The sequence below is a fragment of the Paraburkholderia sp. RL17-368-BIF-A genome (assembly GCF_046054045.1).
Taxonomy (GTDB): Bacteria; Pseudomonadota; Gammaproteobacteria; order Burkholderiales; family Burkholderiaceae; genus Paraburkholderia; species Paraburkholderia graminis.
In genome coordinates this window covers 209,997-224,750 of record NZ_JARESN010000004.1, presented here as the reverse complement: position 1 = coordinate 224,750, position 14,754 = coordinate 209,997, and the positions used below count along the sequence as shown (strand labels likewise).

Genomic DNA, 14,754 nt, shown 5'->3' with positions numbered 1-14,754 from the left:
GGTTTTTTTAAGAAATCTGCTAAGGGGGCTTGGCAAGCCCAAAAACATCCTGCATAATTTCGCTTCTGTTGGGGCGTTAGCTCAGTTGGTAGAGCAGCGGACTCTTAATCCGTAGGTCGAGTGTTCGAGTCACTCACGCCCCACCAAAGAATTTCGAAGGGTTACAAGCGATTGCTTGTAACCCTTTTTGCATTGGATCTGCGTCCCAAGCAAACCCGTCAGTCGTAGCTGACCACGACCGTCACCGGTTTGTTCGCCGAAGGCACATTGCCGCTTTTCGCGCCGAGCGACAATACGCCACCCGCGCCGCCCACGTGGTACTGACCGTCCGCTCCTGGCTTGGCCGTACGGCCTGTGCCGTCGATGAAAGACGTCGCGACGGTATCCAGCGCGGCGGCGCCGATGCGTGACGCTGCACCGTCGTTGATCCGCAACGTCACATCAGCGCTTGGCGCGCCGCCGGGTGGCGCCGCGAACGTCACAGTGACCGCGGACCCGTCGTGTCCTGTCCAGAGCGTATCCGACCGCGGCGCAGGTGTTTGTCGCACGGTCGTGATATTGAACTGCGGACCGACGAGCGCGCCGGAGAAATGTATCGTGCCCCCATTCGCCGCGGATGCCGCTCCCGGAACCGCCAGGAACGCCACCGTACCCCATGCAGCTACGCGGGCCAACCGCCCAATTCGCCGACTCTTCGCTTTCATCACGACCTCCGTGCGGGCAATCCTCTGTGCCGCCTTGCGGCGGATCCAGTGCATCAAGCCTTGTTTACGGCATGTCACGAATCTGTCTTGAATATGACGAAATATAGTAGGCAAATCGTAAGACGGTGGATCTTTTCACCATCCGCCGACACCGCCCAAGGTTGAGCGCGTCATGCGCCATCATTCCCACATCGCGCCAAACCCCCGCACATTCCCCCCGCCGCCGTGTTACAGATGCGTAACGAATTATTGCGAACTATTATCATCCGTGTAATGATACTGATTCTCATTTGAGAACAAGACGATGGGTCCAGCCCTTTGACGCAGACAGTCCGGCTGTCGGTGCTGCAACGGGCGCTGGCGTCCGTCGAATCAGAACAATAGCGACAACGACAGGGTATTGAGATGTTCCGAAACACGCCTCTCGCGGCGGCCGTTCTGGTCGCGTTCGCGACGCCGCTTTACGCTCAAACGACGACAACGCCCGCGACCGGCGCCCAGCCCGCGTCATCCAGTTCGACTTCGACTTCCACGCCCACCCAGACCGCCGACAGCGCCACGCTGCCCGCCGTCAAGGTGACCGGTCAAAGCGGCCCGTCCGCGGAATTCGCGGCTGACGTCTCGAGCGTCGGCGCAAAAGTGCCGACCGCGCTGCGCGACATTCCGCAAGCCGCCGTCGTGGTGCCGAAGTCGGTGCTGCAATCGCAAGCCGCGAGCTCGTTTACGGACGCATTGCGCAATGTGCCGGGCATCACCATCGGCGCCGCGGAAGGCGGACAGATCGGCAACAACATCAACCTGCGCGGCTTCTCGGCGCGCACCGACATCTATCTCGACGGTTTCCGCGATCGCGGCCAGTACTATCGCGACACCTTCAACCTCGAATCGATCGACGTGCTGTACGGCCCGTCGTCGCTGTACTTCGGACGCGGCTCGACGGGCGGCGTCATCAATCAGGTCAGCAAGCAGCCCACGCTCAAGCCGCGCGCGGACGTGTCCGTGCAAGCGGGCACGCACGACCGCTATCGCACGACCGTCGACCTGAATACGCCGATCACGTCGACGTCCGCGTTCCGCATCAACGCGTTCGGCCAGGACCTGGGTTCGTCGCGCGACGTGATGAAGAGCAAGGATTACGGCGTCGCGCCCGAAGTCAAATTCGGCATCGGCACGCCGACCGAAATCACGCTGTCCGCGCTGATCCAGCACAACCGCGATCAGCCCGACTACGGCATTCCGGCGCTCAACGGCCACCCAGCGCCGGTCAATCGCGGCACGTTCTACGGCTTCACCGACGACCGCACGATGCAGGACGTGCAAACGCTGAACGCGCGCATCGAACACCGCTTCAACGACAACCTGAAGGTGCGCAATCAGACGCAGTTCAGCCACTACAGCACGGAAGCGCGCGCGACGAACGCGGCCTCGGTGCTCACGGGTCCGCTGCCGACATCGACGGCGCTGACCAACGGCAATTTCACGAGCATCGATCCGTCGAAACTGTTCGTGAAGCTGCAGGGCAAGGACCGCAACATCAACGACCACTCGGTCTACAACTCGACGGACGTCGAGGCAAAATTCAACACCGGCTTCATCAAGCATGAAGTGGTTGCGGGCGTCGATCTGAGCCACGAGACGTACAGCAACCAGAGCTTCACGACGACGACGCCGGGTTTGCCGTCGAACACGATCGCCATCGTGCCGCTCGTCGATCCGTCGTACACGAAGCGTCCGTCGAATGCGAAAACCGTTGCGACGAATCTCGCGGAGTCGAGCGCGAACGGCGTCGGCGTTTATGCGAACGATACGGTGTCGATCGGCGAACACTGGAAGGTGGTGGGCGGCCTGCGCTGGGACCGCTACGAAGCGTCGATTCACAACTCGATCAATGTGCCTTCGTATGCGACGCAGACGAACTACTTCACGAGCGTGCGCGGCGGCGTGATCTGGCAGCCGACCGACTGGCAGTCCTACTACGTGTCGTACGGCACGTCGTTCAATCCGTCGCTCGAAGCGCTGACGCTCACGAACCAGCAGCAGAATCTGCCGCCGGAGCATAACAAGTCGTATGAAGTCGGCGCGAAGTGGGACCTGCTCGGCGGCGGTCTGTCGGTCACGCAATCGCTCTTCAACATCGAAAAGACGAACGCGCGGACGTTGAACTCGGACGGCAGCTACACGCTCGACGGCGACGTGCGCGTGCGCGGCTACCAGCTCGGCGTGGCCGGCCACATCACGAACAAGTGGCAAGTGTTCGGCGGCTACACGTACATGGACGCGACGATTCTGAAGGCGCTCGACGGCACCGCCGGCAAGACGCCCGCGAACACGCCGCGCAACATGCTGACGCTGTGGACGACCTACGCATTCACGCCGCACTGGGAAATCGGCGGCGGGCCGATCTACACGTCGTCGCGCTACGCCGCGAACAACAACTTCGTGAAGGTCGGCGGCTATACGCGCTGGGACGCGATGGCCGCGTATCACGCGAAAAAGTACGACGTCCAGTTCAACGTGCTCAACCTGACGGACAAGAACTACTACGACGCGCTGATTCCATCGGACGGCGGACGCGCGGTGCCGGGCAACGGCCGCACGTTCCTCGCGACGCTAAACTATCGGTTCTTCTGATCGCCGAGGCGGCGATCAGCAGCACAACGCGCGGTTTCGCAGGAAAGTCCAACGATGATTGTCTCGATCCCCGATGTATTCAGTCCCGCCGACACCGCCGCGATGCGTGCGCAACTCGAAGCGGCCACGGACGCATGGGTCGACGGCCGCGCGACCGCGGGCTATCAGGGCGCGCCCGTCAAGCGCAACCAGCAGATCGCGGAAGGCTCATCCATCGCGCTCGAAATGGGCGACAGAATCATCGCGGCGCTCGAACGGCATCCGCTTTTCATCAGCGCCGCGCTGCCGAACAAGGTTTATCCGCCGCTCTTTAACCGCTACGAAGGCGGCATGCATTTCGGCAGCCATGTCGACGGCGCGATTCGCCTCGTGCCCGGCAGCGGCGTGCGCGTGCGCACCGATCTATCGGTCACGCTGTTCCTCACGCCGCCCGACGAGTACGACGGCGGCGAACTGCTGATCGAAGACACCTTCGGCGTGCAGGAAGTGAAGCTGCCCGCAGGCTATGCGATCCTTTATCCGGGCACGAGTCTGCACCAGGTGCGGCCCGTGACGCGCGGCGCGCGCGTATCGAGCTTCTTCTGGGTACAGAGCCTCGTGCGCGACGACACGCAGCGCGCGATGCTGTTCGACATCGACGGCGCGATCCAGCGTTTGAACGCCTCGAACGCGGACGATGCCGCGCGCCGCACGCTAGTCGGCTGTTATCACAACCTGCTGCGCATGTGGAGCGAAACGTAAATCGGCAATAGCGGCGGATTTGCCCTGCAAGCTGGCTAGAGCGATGCGCATTTTTGTCCTACGCTTTAAGCGCGACGCGTGGCGCATCCGTGTGTTTGCGCAGCACAGCAATCCGGCGAGCACTCCGCCTTCACGCGTGCGCAAGGTCCTCCCGCACAATCACAGTCCAGGTGGCTGGAGGCTGATCGTGAGTCAAGCAATCGCCTGATCGAAGATTCAGGCAGCCCGGGGATTGCAGCTCCGAGAACCGGTGCACCTCCCCGGCGCATTCTCATGGAGGATGACGATGTCGATTCGACTTGGAGAAGAAGCGCCCGATTTCACCGCGGAAACCACCGAAGGCACAATCCGTTTCCACGAATGGATCGGCGACCATTGGGTGATCCTGTTTTCGCATCCAAAGGATTTCACGCCCGTCTGCACGACCGAGCTCGGCTACATGGCCGGCCTCAAGCCCGAATTCGAAAAGCGCAACACGAAGATCATCGGCCTGAGTGTGGACCCCGTCAGCGATCACGAGAGGTGGGTGAAGGACATTGAAGAGACGCAGGGCCACGCGGTCAACTATCCGCTCATCGGCGACGCGGATCTGAACGTCGCGAAGCTCTACGACATGATCCACCCGAATGCGGGCGGCGGCACGCGCACCGCGGCGGACAACGCGACCGTGCGCTCGGTGTTCATCATCGGGCCGGACAAAAAGGTCAAAGCCATGCTCGTGTATCCGATGAGTTCCGGGCGCAATTTCGACGAAGTGCTGCGTCTGCTCGACTCGTTGCAGTTGAACGCGAAGCATACGGTGGCCACACCCGTGAACTGGAAGCCGGGGGACGATGTCATCATTCCGACATCCGTCTCGAACGATGATGCGGCGAAGAAATACCCTGAGGGCTTCAAGACCTTGAAGCCGTATCTGCGGTACGTTGCACAGCCACGGTGAGATTGCGGCGCAGTAAAACCGGGCGCCGCCACGCGCCCGGTTGTCTCGACGATGCGCGCCACGGAGAAAACAACCTTGCTGATTTTCCGCCAACTAATCGACCCGCAATCGTCCACGTACACGTATCTTCTCGCCGATAGCACGACGCGAGAGGCCATTCTGATCGATCCGGTATTCGAGCAGGTGCGCCGCGATACGGCGCTGATCCAGGAACTCGGGCTGCGCCTTCTCTATACGATCGACACGCACGTCCACGCCGATCATGTGACGGGCGCCTGGATGCTCAAACGCCGCACCGGCAGCGCGATCGCCATATCGACGGCAAGCGGCGCGGAAGGTGCGGACCGCTATCTGAATCACGGCGACCGATGCGAGTTCGGCACGCGCTGGCTCGAAGTGCGCGCGACGCCAGGCCACACGAACGGCTGCATCAGCCTCGCGCTCGACGAGGGCACGATGATGTTCACCGGCGACTGCCTGCTGATCCGCGGCACGGGCCGCACCGATTTCCAGAAGGGCGACGCACGCGCGATGTTCCGCGCGATCCACGGCGAGATTTTCAGTCAGCCCGAAAGCTGCCTGCTTTATCCGGCACACGATTATCGCGGCTTGACGGTGACGAGCGTCGGCGAAGAGCGGCGCTTCAATCCGCGCCTCGGCGGCGAACTGTGCGAAGACGACTTCGTCGGCTATGTGACGAATCTGCGGTTGCCGCATCCGAAGCAGATCGACATTGCGGTGCCCGCGAATCTCAAGTGCGGCGTTGCGGCCAGCGATCCCACGCAAGCGGCCGAACCTGATTGGGCGCCGCTCGTCTACACGTTCGCGGGCATCTGGGAAATCGGCCCGCAATGGCTCGAGGACAATCTGCGTTTCGTGCAGATAGTCGATGTGCGTGAGCCGGACGAGTTCAACGGCCCGCTCGGCCGCATTCCGGCAGCGCGGCTCATCTCGCTCGGCGATCTCGCCACGCGCGCCGCCGAGCTCACGAAAGAGCGCCCCATCGTGACCGTGTGCCGTGCGGGCGGCCGCTCCGCACAAGCGACGGTGATCCTGCGCCAGGCAGGATTCGACGAAGTCGCGAACCTTGCGGGCGGCATGCTGCGCTGGCGCGCGGAAGGCCGCGTCGTCGAAAATGCCGGCATGTAGCGCACATAGCAATTTCCTTCAATACACACCGCCCTGCCGCCGATACCGTTGAACCGCGTCAATCCCGCGCATTCACGTATCGAGGCACCGATGTCCGCTTTGCTTTCCATGGCCGCGTTCGCGCTGGCTTCGTCGATTTCGCCAGGTCCCGTCAACGTCGTCGCGCTGAGCGCCGGCGCGCAGCATGGCTTCGCCGCGAGCATGCGGCATGTGAGCGGCGCGACCGTCGGCTTTACCGTGCTGCTTCTGCTGATCGGCCTCGGGCTGCATGAACTGCTCGTGCATGTCCCCGCACTCGTGAGCATCGTCAAATGGGCCGGCGTCGCGTTTCTGCTGGTCATGGCCTACAAGCTCGCCGTCGATGACGGTCAGCTCGGCGCCGACAAACCATCGCGCGGCCCGTCGTTCGCCTATGGCGCGGCGATGCAATGGCTCAACCCGAAAGCATGGCTCGCGTCGCTGGCCGGCATGGGCGCGTATGCCGCCGATGGCGACGGCAAACTCGTCTGGCAATTCACTGTGATCTACTTTGTGATCTGCTATGTGTCGATTGCAAGCTGGGCCTACGCCGGGACGTTTCTGCGCAAGTACTTGCAGGCGCCGCAGCGCGTTAGGTTGTTCAATCGGGTTATGGCGGCGTTGCTTGCGGCGAGCGCGTTGTATTTGCTTGTGACGTGATGTGATCTCGCGTCGCGTGAGGCGCCGAAAACTGCGGCAACCCCGCAGTCAACTGCGATATTGGCCCGGCGTCGCGGCGACGAGCCGCTTGAACGTGCGCTGCAAATGCGCCTGATCGGCGAAGCCGGCGTCGAGCGCGACGTCGGCGATCAATCGGCCGCGCCTCAGTTGAGCGCGGCTGTACTGAATGCGCCGATTGATCAGATACGCGTGCGGCGTCATGCCGTAGCGCTCCTTGAACGCGCGAATCAGATGCGACGCGGACAGACCCGCGGCCTCGCATATGTCCTCGAGCTTCAGCGGGTGCGTGCAATTGTCGGCGATGAATTCGGCCGCTCTCGCGAGTTGACGGCTGGCGTCGTCGTGTGAAAGCGGCGCGGGGTTCAGGCGCTGCTGCACCTCAGTGAAAAATGCCACGGCGGCGCTTTGTTTGCGCAGCAAATCCGCATCGTTGTCGACCAGAATTCCATGCAGCCGATTGAGGCCGTCGAAGAGTTCGGCGTCTGTCGTCATGGTCTGCGAGAACGCGCGAAACGCGTAGTTCTCGCTGAAGCCGAGTTCGTGTTGCAACGACGTGAGCCACGCGACGTCGACGTGAAGCATGCGATACGACCAGCGCTCGTCGGCGATGGGATTGCATGCATGAACGTCGTCGGGATTCATCAGAACAACCGCGCCCGCGCCGGTCCATTCGCGCGCGTGGCGGTTCACGTACACGCTGCGTCCGCCAGTGACCGCGCCGATGGAGAAGGTTCCGTGAGAGTGCTTCGCGTAGCAGATTTCGCGGCCGTCTTCGATGGAGCGCGCCTCGATGAACGGCAACGCCTCGCTACGCCAGAAATGCGGCTCGCTTGCGCGCTTCGCATGAATTGCCGCCGCTGTCGTTCCGCTCATTCGCGCGCCCTCCTCCGGTGTACGTGGGCCTCGCGGAAATGCGCGGCTGTCAAAAGCCGCAAGTTCGGCGAGGCCACTTATCGTAGCCGTCAAACGCGCGGCCAACAAGCGGACTTATGCGTGCGCTGCGGATGTTGCGCACCGCAAGCGGTTACTTCGCGGAAACGTCGATATTGCCGAGGTATTTCGCTGCGAGCGTCTTCACGGTGCCGTCCGCCTGCACCTTCGCAATCGCCGCGTTCAAGCGCTCGCGCAATGCCGTATCGCCCTTGCGGATGCCATAGGCGATACCGCTGCCGAGAATCTTGTCGTCGCGCACCGGTTGTCCGACGAATGCGTAGTCCTTGCCGTTCGGCTTCGACAGAAAACCGGTTTGTCCCGCGGGCGCGAGCACGAGCGTTGCATCGACACGCCCCGCGACCAGGTCCGTGTACACCTGATTCTGATCCTGATACGGCACGACGGTGACGCCCGCGGGTTCCCAATGCGTCTTCGCAAACGTCTCCTGAATCGACGCCTGCAACACGCCCACGCGTTTGCCCTTCAATGCTTCGGCAGTCGGCAGCAGACCGCTGTCGCGCTTTGCGATCAACTGCGTCGGCACGCGATAGACGACCGTCGTGAAGTCGATCGCCTGGCGACGCTGTTCGGTCGCATTCATCGCCGAATTGATCGCGTCGAATTTGCGGCCTTGCAGCGCCGGAATCAAACCGTCGAACGATGTTTCGACCCATTTGCAGGTCATCTTCGCGGCGGCGCACACTGCATTGCCGACGTCGATGTCGAGACCTTGCAACTCGCCGCCCGGCCCCTTCGATTCGAACGGCGGATACTGCGCTTCGAGCCCGAAACGCAGCGTCGATGTGTCGGCGGCAACGGCAGCGGACGATGCCGCCACCGATGCAAACGCGCAAGCGAGCGCCAACAAAGACTTGAGCAGTTTCATAGCAGGTCCCTTTCCTTCGGTTTCGTTGTAGTAGGCGTTGTAGTACGAATACGTAGCGTGTGAATGTGCAATGGCGCGACGATCATACTGCGTTCAAAAATGCCGGCGCCACGCGGACGCGCACGCAGTTTCAGATCTCGCACAAACGGCGCGCGCCTTCGATCAGCGTCGCGTCGTCTTTCGAAAAACTCAGGCGAATCAGGCCGGAATCCGTACCGTCGCTGTAGAACGCCGAGAGCGGAATCGTCGCGACGCGCGCATCGCGAATCAGGCGCAACACGAAGTCGCTGTCCGTTTCATCGGAGAAGCCGCGAAAGCGCGCGAGCATGAAAAAGCTGCCTGCACTCGGCAGCAACTCAAAGCGTGATTCGCGAAGCCCGTGTGCAAGCAGATCGCGTTTTTGCTGATAGAACGCAGACAAGCCGAGATAGCTTTCGCGATTCGCCAATGCATCGACGAACGCGTACTGCATCGGTGTATCGGCGGAAAACACCATGAACTGATGCACCTTGCGGATCTCGTTCATCAACTCGGCGGGCGCGAGGCAATAGCCGACGCGCCAACCCGTCACGTGATACGACTTGCCGAACGACGACACGATCACGCTACGTTCGGCGAGCTCGCTGTGGCACGCCATGCTCTGATGCTTCGCGCCGTCGAACACGACATGCTCGTAGACCTCGTCGGCGAGAATCACAATGTCCGTGTTGCGCGTGAGCGCCTTCAGGCGCGCGATGTCGGCGTCGTCGAACACGGTCGCGGTCGGATTGTGCGGCGTGTTGATGATGATCATGCGCGTCTTCGGCGTGATCGCGGCGGCGACCTCGTCCCAGTTCACGCGGAAATCGGCGAGCGACAATTTGATCGGCACGGGTGTCGCGCCTTGCAGCCGGACGATCGGTCCATAGCTGTCGAACGAAGGCTCGAAGTAAATCACTTCATCGCCCGGATGCACCAATGCGCTGATCGTCGAATAAAGGCCCTCGCTGGCGCTCGCGATCACCGTTACTTCGCTCGCGGGGTCATAGCGCACGCCGTACAGCGTCTCTACTTTATCGGCGAGCGCTTCGCGCAAGGCCGCGATGCCGGACATGGGCGCGTACTGGTTGTGGCCCGCGCGCATGGCGTTCGCCACGCCGTCGATCAGCTTCGCGTCCGGCGCGAAATTCGGCGCGCCTTGCGACAGATTCAGCGCATCGTGTTGCGCGGCCAGTTGGCCGATCACGGTAAAAATCGTCGTGCCGACATCAGGCAATTTCGAGCGGGCTTGCATGGCGCTCTGCATATGGCTTCTCCCTATCTTCATCCGGCGGCGGACTGACGGCGGCGAAGTATGCAGCCGTCCATTGCGCTCGAGCGCCGGTTGAATGATTAGGCATCAGCCAAAGAACCATCACAATCGAAACTTTGTCATGCGGCGCATGCGTTTATTTCATGGCTTAAACGCACGCGCGATCGTGGCGGCGACGCGGCGTGGAAAACAGCACGCGCCGCTTTTCGCACGCGCGCCGCCGCCCACGCCACGAGATCAGGCGTCTTCCATCAGCCGGACCTTGACCTTCTTGCCCTTCACCTTGCCCGCACTGAGCTTGCGCACCGCTTCGCGCGCAATGCTGCGCTCGACGGCCACATAGGTCGACATCTCCGTCACGTTGATCTTGCCGATCTGCGAGCCGGCGAAACCGGCGTCGCCGGTGAGCGCGCCGAGCACGTCGCCGGGACGGATTTTTTCCTTGCGGCCGCCGAGAATCTGCAGCGTTTCCATGGGCGGCAGCAGCGGCTCATTGCTCTTTGGCGTGAGCTCGGACAGCTTATGCCATTCGACGTCGCGCTTGTGCGCCTGCTCCAGACCGCCGACGCGCCCCATTTCATTCATGCTCGCGAGGCTCAATGCCCAGCCTTCCTGATCGGCACGACCCGTGCGGCCGATACGGTGCACATGCACTTCGGGATCGGGCGTCACGTCGACGTTGATTACCGCCTCGAGTTGCGCGATGTCGAGGCCGCGGGCGGCGACGTCGGTGGCGACCAGCACCGAGCAACTGCGATTCGCGAACTGGATCAGCACCTGATCGCGCTCGCGCTGATCGAGCTCGCCGTGCAGCGCAAGCGCATGAAAACCCTGCGCGCGCAGCACGTCGAGCAAATCGCGGCATTGCTGCTTGGTGTTGCAAAACGCGAGCGTGCTGACCGGACGATAGTGGTTGAGCAACAGACCGACGGCATGCAGACGCTCGTCTTCGGTCACTTCATAGAAGCGTTGGCGGATCTTCGTATTGTCGTGCCGCTCGGCCAGCTTCACTTCCTTCGGATTCCGGAGGAATTGCTGACTCAACTTGACGATACCCTCGGGATACGTCGCCGAGAAAAGCAGCGTTTGCCGTTCCTTCGGGCATTGCCTGACCACCGTCGCGATGTCGTCGAAGAAACCCATGTCGAGCATGCGGTCGGCTTCATCGAGCACGAGTGTATTGAGCGATTGCAGCGGCAGACTGCCGCGCTCGAGGTGATCCATGATGCGGCCCGGCGTGCCGACCACGATATGCGCGCCGTGTTCGAGACTCGCGGTTTGCGGACGCATCGGCGTGCCGCCGCACAAGGTCAGCACCTTGATGTTTTCTTCGGCGCGCGCGAGCCGGCGGATTTCCTGCGTGACCTGATCGGCGAGTTCGCGCGTGGGACACAGCACCATCGCCTGCACGGCGAAGTTGCGTGTGTCGAGACGCGCGAGCAGCGCGAGAGAAAACGCCGCGGTCTTGCCGCTGCCGGTTTTTGCCTGCGCGATGAGATCGTGGCCGGCGAGTGCGATAGGCAAACCCGCGGCCTGAATCGGCGTCATCTCGACATAGCCGAGTTGCGTGAGATTCGCGAGCGTGGCGGCCGGCAGCGGCAGTTGGCTGAACGGCGCGCCGGCCGTAGTGGGACTGTTCATAAATGGTTGGCTCGTGATCGTCTAAAGGCTGGGCACTATTCGGCTAGGGGTCCGGGCGACGGACGGCCGTCCATCTGCTCGTACAGCACCGCGCCGTCGTCGCCTTCGAAACGCTCGACGTAATTGCGCGCGCCACACAGCGGGCAGCGGAACAGAAGCCCTTGCCCTTCGTTTTTGATGATGACGTCCGACTGCTCCCACTGCGCGCCGCAGGACTGGTTTCTACATGTAAACACGTTGCTTCTCCAACTGGATTCGATTGTTGATTCGACTGGCCGCATCAACCGAGATGCGTGTGCCGTGTGCGCGGCGCGCTGACGTCCATTTCGCTGAGACCTTGCACGATGCCGCAGTCTTCGACCGCCTGTTCGCCGTGGCATTGCTCGCGCAGCACGTGCAATTGCGCCTTGAGCTGTTGCAGTTCGTCGATACGCGTATCGACGTGCGCAATATGCTCGTCGATGAGGTTATTGATGCCGCCGCAGCCATTGGCCGGCGCGTCGGTCAGACGCAGCAGCGCGCGAATTTCGTCGTGCGTCATGTCGAGCGCGCGGCAATTGCGGATGAAGCGCAGCCGCTCGACGTGCTTCGCCGTATAGCTGCGGTAATTGGCCTCAGTGCGCTCCGCTTCGGGCAGCAGCCCTTCTTTCTCGTAGAAGCGGATGGTTTCGGTCGTGCAATGGGCGATTTTCGCCAATTCGCCGATTTTCATGGGCCCTCCGATACCGGCCTTGACCTTGTAGTGGCTTCAAGGTGTTTACTAGACCACAAATCGAACGAGGAAGCCACCATGCAGCACGCGCACGACGCGAAAGACGACCGTCTGGAACAAGCGGAAGCAAGCTCCTGTGAGCAAGGGCATGAACATGAGCATGGGCATCGGCACGAAAAGCGCGCACATGACCATGCGGGCGGAGGCTGCTGTTCTGCTGTCGCCGATGCTTCCTTGCCATTGCCAGCCGCAGATTTGCCGCAATCCGAACGAGTGCAAGGCGGCGATGTGCGCACGGCGATCCGCATCATGCAAATGGATTGTCCGACCGAAGAAGCGTTGATCCGCAAAAAATTCAGCCGCATGGCGGACGTGCGCAGCATGGAGTTCAACCTGATGCAGCGCGTGCTGACCGTTGTGCATGCACCGAATGCGCTCGACCCCATTCTCGACGCGCTGCGTTCGCTGGACTTCACGCCGGAACTCGCGGATGCCGACTCGCCGAATGCATCGGCAACGACGCGGAACGCTGCGCAAGATCAGCAAAAGCGCGTGTCATGGTGGCCGCTCGCCTTCGCAGGCGTCGCCGCGGTCGCTTCAGAGGCCGCTGGCTGGCTCGGCGCGCCGGCCTGGATGGCAGCGAGTCTCGCGATCCTCGCGATCGTCTCCTGCGGGCTCACGACCTACCGCAAGGGCTGGCTCGCGATTCGTCACGGCAACCTCAACATCAACGCGTTGATGAGCATTGCCGTGACCGGCGCGCTGATCCTCGGGCAATGGCCGGAAGCGGCGATGGTGATGGTGCTTTTCACCGTCGCGGAACTGATCGAGGCGAAGTCGCTCGACCGCGCCCGCAATGCGATTCAGGGACTGATGCAACTGACGCCCGAGCAGGCGAGCGTGCAGCAGCGCGACGGCGACTGGCGGCTCACCGATCTCAAGGCAATCGCGCCGGGCGCGCTGGTCCGCGTGAAGCCGGGTGAGCGGATCGCGCTCGATGGGGAAATCATCGCGGGACGCTCGAGCGTCGATCAGGCGCCGATCACAGGAGAAAGCCTGCCCGTCGACAAAACCGTGGGCGACGCCGTGTTCGCGGGCACCATCAACCAGGCCGGTTCGTTCGACTATCGCGTGACGGCGGCGGCGAGCAACACGACGCTCGCGCGCATCATCCATGCAGTCGAAGAGGCGCAAGGCACCAAAGCGCCCACGCAACGTTTCGTCGATCAGTTCGCGCGCGTCTATACGCCGCTCGTGTTCGCCGTCGCGTTGGCGGTGGCGCTCGTGCCGCCGCTCTTTTTCGGCGGCATGTGGCACGCGTGGATCTACAAGGCGCTCGTGATGCTCGTGATTGCGTGCCCGTGCGCGCTCGTGATTTCGACGCCGGTGACGATCGTCAGCGGGCTCACGGCGGCTGCGCGTAAAGGGATACTCATCAAGGGCGGCGTGTACCTTGAACAGGGTCGCAAGCTGAGCCGTCTCGCGCTCGATAAAACCGGCACGATCACGCACGGCAAACCTGTACAAACCGATTTCGCGATGCTCGCCGAAATGCTCGCGGATGCGGATGCCGACGCGGCGCGTTGCCGTACGCTCGCCGCGAGTCTTGCGGCGCGCTCGGACCATCCCGTTTCGATGGCGATTGCAAGCGCGGCGCAAAAAGACGGCGTGACGAGTCTCCTGGTCGATTCCTTCGAAGCGCTCGCCGGACGCGGCGTGCGCGGCGAGATTAACGGCGCGACGTACTGGCTCGGCAATCATCGGCTCGCGGAAGAACTCGGGCGTTGTTCACCGTCCCTCGAAGCGCGGCTCGACGCGCTCGAGCGTCAAGGAAAGACCGTCGTGCTGCTGAGCGACGCGCAACGCGTGATTGCGCTATTCGCCGTCGCCGATACCGTGAAAGAGACGAGCCGCATGGCTATCGCCGAGTTGCATCGCGCGGGCGTGCGCACCGCAATGCTCACCGGCGACAACCCGCACACGGCGGCGGCCATCGCGGAACAGGTTGGCATCGACGAAGCGCGCGGCAATCTTTTGCCGCAAGACAAACTCGACGCGGTCGCGCAGTGGTCGGCCGAGGGCGCGACAGTCGGCATGGTCGGCGACGGCATCAACGACGCGCCTGCGCTGGCCCGTGCCGACATCGGCTTTGCGATGGGCGCGATGGGCACGGGCACCGCGATCGAAACCGCCGACGTCGCGTTGATGGACGACGACCTGCGCAAGATCCCGCTCTTCATCCGCCTGTCGAAAGCGACGCATTCGGTGCTGGTGCAAAACATTGCGCTCGCGCTCGGCATCAAGGGCGTCTTTCTGGTGTTGACCGTGATGGGTCTCGGCACCATGTGGATGGCCGTGTTCGCCGATGTCGGCGCGAGCCTGCTCGTGGTCGCGAACGGTTTGCGGCTGCTGCGCAAATAGTTAGTC

At 62.4% G+C, this 14,754-nt stretch carries 14 protein-coding genes and 1 tRNA gene; 7 read left to right on the top strand and 8 right to left on the bottom strand.

Features of this window, described 5'->3' with window-relative positions; translation table 11 throughout:
- The first annotated feature begins 70 nt into the window (after positions 1–70).
- A tRNA-Lys gene (locus P0D87_RS09305) sits at positions 71–146 on the top strand.
- A gap of 72 nt (positions 147–218) precedes the next feature.
- Here P0D87_RS09305 and P0D87_RS09300 read toward each other — a convergent pair.
- Positions 219–758: a hypothetical protein gene (locus P0D87_RS09300; protein ID WP_149029155.1), complete on the bottom strand. Its 540-nt coding sequence runs from the start codon at positions 756–758 to the stop codon at positions 219–221.
- Positions 759–1,109: 351 nt separating this feature from the next.
- Here P0D87_RS09300 and P0D87_RS09295 point away from each other — a divergent pair, with 351 nt between their 5' ends.
- From P0D87_RS09295 to P0D87_RS09275, 5 genes are all read left to right on the top strand, one after another.
- Positions 1,110–3,335 carry a TonB-dependent receptor gene (locus P0D87_RS09295; RefSeq protein WP_053857336.1) on the top strand — a complete coding sequence of 742 codons (2,226 nt, stop codon included), beginning with the start codon at positions 1,110–1,112 and terminating at the stop codon, positions 3,333–3,335.
- A 54-nt stretch (positions 3,336–3,389) separates the two neighbouring features.
- On the top strand, positions 3,390–4,076 hold the full coding sequence (locus P0D87_RS09290) for a Fe2+-dependent dioxygenase (protein ID WP_053857335.1): 687 nt from the start codon (positions 3,390–3,392) through the stop codon (positions 4,074–4,076).
- Positions 4,077–4,362: 286 nt separating this feature from the next.
- A complete protein-coding gene (locus P0D87_RS09285; protein ID WP_006050563.1) occupies positions 4,363–5,016 on the top strand; it encodes a peroxiredoxin in 654 nt (217 codons plus the stop codon).
- Between the two features lie 78 nt (positions 5,017–5,094).
- Positions 5,095–6,165, top strand: coding sequence for an MBL fold metallo-hydrolase (locus P0D87_RS09280; protein ID WP_053858936.1), 1,071 nt, complete (start codon positions 5,095–5,097; stop codon positions 6,163–6,165).
- A gap of 90 nt (positions 6,166–6,255) precedes the next feature.
- Entirely contained in the window at positions 6,256–6,843 is a 588-nt protein-coding gene (locus tag P0D87_RS09275) for a LysE family translocator (RefSeq protein ID WP_053857334.1), read from the top strand.
- A gap of 48 nt (positions 6,844–6,891) precedes the next feature.
- Here P0D87_RS09275 and P0D87_RS09270 read toward each other — a convergent pair whose 3' ends face one another.
- The 7 genes from P0D87_RS09270 to P0D87_RS09240 form a co-directional block, all read right to left on the bottom strand.
- The gene (locus P0D87_RS09270; RefSeq protein WP_408636793.1) at positions 6,892–7,737 is read right to left on the bottom strand and encodes an AraC family transcriptional regulator; all 846 of its coding nucleotides are present in this window, start codon (positions 7,735–7,737) and stop codon (positions 6,892–6,894) included.
- A gap of 151 nt (positions 7,738–7,888) precedes the next feature.
- Positions 7,889–8,683 carry an ABC transporter substrate-binding protein gene (locus P0D87_RS09265; protein WP_053857332.1) on the bottom strand — a complete coding sequence of 265 codons (795 nt, stop codon included), beginning with the start codon at positions 8,681–8,683 and terminating at the stop codon, positions 7,889–7,891.
- Positions 8,684–8,813: 130 nt separating this feature from the next.
- The gene (locus tag P0D87_RS09260) at positions 8,814–9,968 is read right to left on the bottom strand and encodes a pyridoxal phosphate-dependent aminotransferase (protein WP_053857331.1); all 1,155 of its coding nucleotides are present in this window, start codon (positions 9,966–9,968) and stop codon (positions 8,814–8,816) included.
- Positions 9,969–10,211: 243 nt separating this feature from the next.
- Complete coding sequence (gene dbpA, locus P0D87_RS09255; protein WP_053857330.1) at positions 10,212–11,615, bottom strand: ATP-dependent RNA helicase DbpA; 1,404 nt, start codon at positions 11,613–11,615, stop codon at positions 10,212–10,214.
- A 35-nt stretch (positions 11,616–11,650) separates the two neighbouring features.
- Complete coding sequence (locus P0D87_RS09250) at positions 11,651–11,851, bottom strand: hypothetical protein (protein WP_053857329.1); 201 nt, start codon at positions 11,849–11,851, stop codon at positions 11,651–11,653.
- Between the two features lie 44 nt (positions 11,852–11,895).
- Positions 11,896–12,327: a Cd(II)/Pb(II)-responsive transcriptional regulator gene (gene cadR, locus P0D87_RS09245; protein WP_029971152.1), complete on the bottom strand. Its 432-nt coding sequence runs from the start codon at positions 12,325–12,327 to the stop codon at positions 11,896–11,898.
- Positions 12,328–12,375: 48 nt separating this feature from the next.
- The gene (locus P0D87_RS09240) at positions 12,376–12,642 is read right to left on the bottom strand and encodes a hypothetical protein (RefSeq protein ID WP_321175762.1); all 267 of its coding nucleotides are present in this window, start codon (positions 12,640–12,642) and stop codon (positions 12,376–12,378) included.
- On the opposite strand from P0D87_RS09240, the gene P0D87_RS09235 reads away from it, so the two are divergent.
- Positions 12,637–14,748, top strand: coding sequence for a heavy metal translocating P-type ATPase (locus tag P0D87_RS09235; RefSeq protein ID WP_321175761.1), 2,112 nt, complete (start codon positions 12,637–12,639; stop codon positions 14,746–14,748). The two genes, P0D87_RS09240 and P0D87_RS09235, sit on opposite strands and share 6 nt — an antisense overlap.
- Positions 14,749–14,754 lie beyond the last annotated feature (6 nt).

What these genes read in the sequence shown, in the direction of transcription:
- P0D87_RS09235 (WP_321175761.1), top strand. Translation starts at nt 12,637, where the DNA reads ATGCAAATGGATTGTCCGACCGAAGAAGCGTTGATCCGCAAAAAATTC.
- P0D87_RS09290 (WP_053857335.1), top strand. Translation starts at nt 3,390, where the DNA reads ATGATTGTCTCGATCCCCGATGTATTCAGTCCCGCCGACACCGCCGCG.
- P0D87_RS09300 (WP_149029155.1), bottom strand. Translation starts at nt 758, where the DNA reads ATGCACTGGATCCGCCGCAAGGCGGCACAGAGGATTGCCCGCACGGAG.
- P0D87_RS09265 (WP_053857332.1), bottom strand. Translation starts at nt 8,683, where the DNA reads ATGAAACTGCTCAAGTCTTTGTTGGCGCTCGCTTGCGCGTTTGCATCG.
- P0D87_RS09260 (WP_053857331.1), bottom strand. Translation starts at nt 9,968, where the DNA reads ATGCAGAGCGCCATGCAAGCCCGCTCGAAATTGCCTGATGTCGGCACG.
- cadR (WP_029971152.1), bottom strand. Translation starts at nt 12,327, where the DNA reads ATGAAAATCGGCGAATTGGCGAAAATCGCCCATTGCACGACCGAAACC.
- dbpA (WP_053857330.1), bottom strand. Translation starts at nt 11,615, where the DNA reads ATGAACAGTCCCACTACGGCCGGCGCGCCGTTCAGCCAACTGCCGCTG.
- P0D87_RS09285 (WP_006050563.1), top strand. Translation starts at nt 4,363, where the DNA reads ATGTCGATTCGACTTGGAGAAGAAGCGCCCGATTTCACCGCGGAAACC.
- P0D87_RS09270 (WP_408636793.1), bottom strand. Translation starts at nt 7,737, where the DNA reads ATGAGCGGAACGACAGCGGCGGCAATTCATGCGAAGCGCGCAAGCGAG.
- P0D87_RS09275 (WP_053857334.1), top strand. Translation starts at nt 6,256, where the DNA reads ATGTCCGCTTTGCTTTCCATGGCCGCGTTCGCGCTGGCTTCGTCGATT.
- P0D87_RS09295 (WP_053857336.1), top strand. Translation starts at nt 1,110, where the DNA reads ATGTTCCGAAACACGCCTCTCGCGGCGGCCGTTCTGGTCGCGTTCGCG.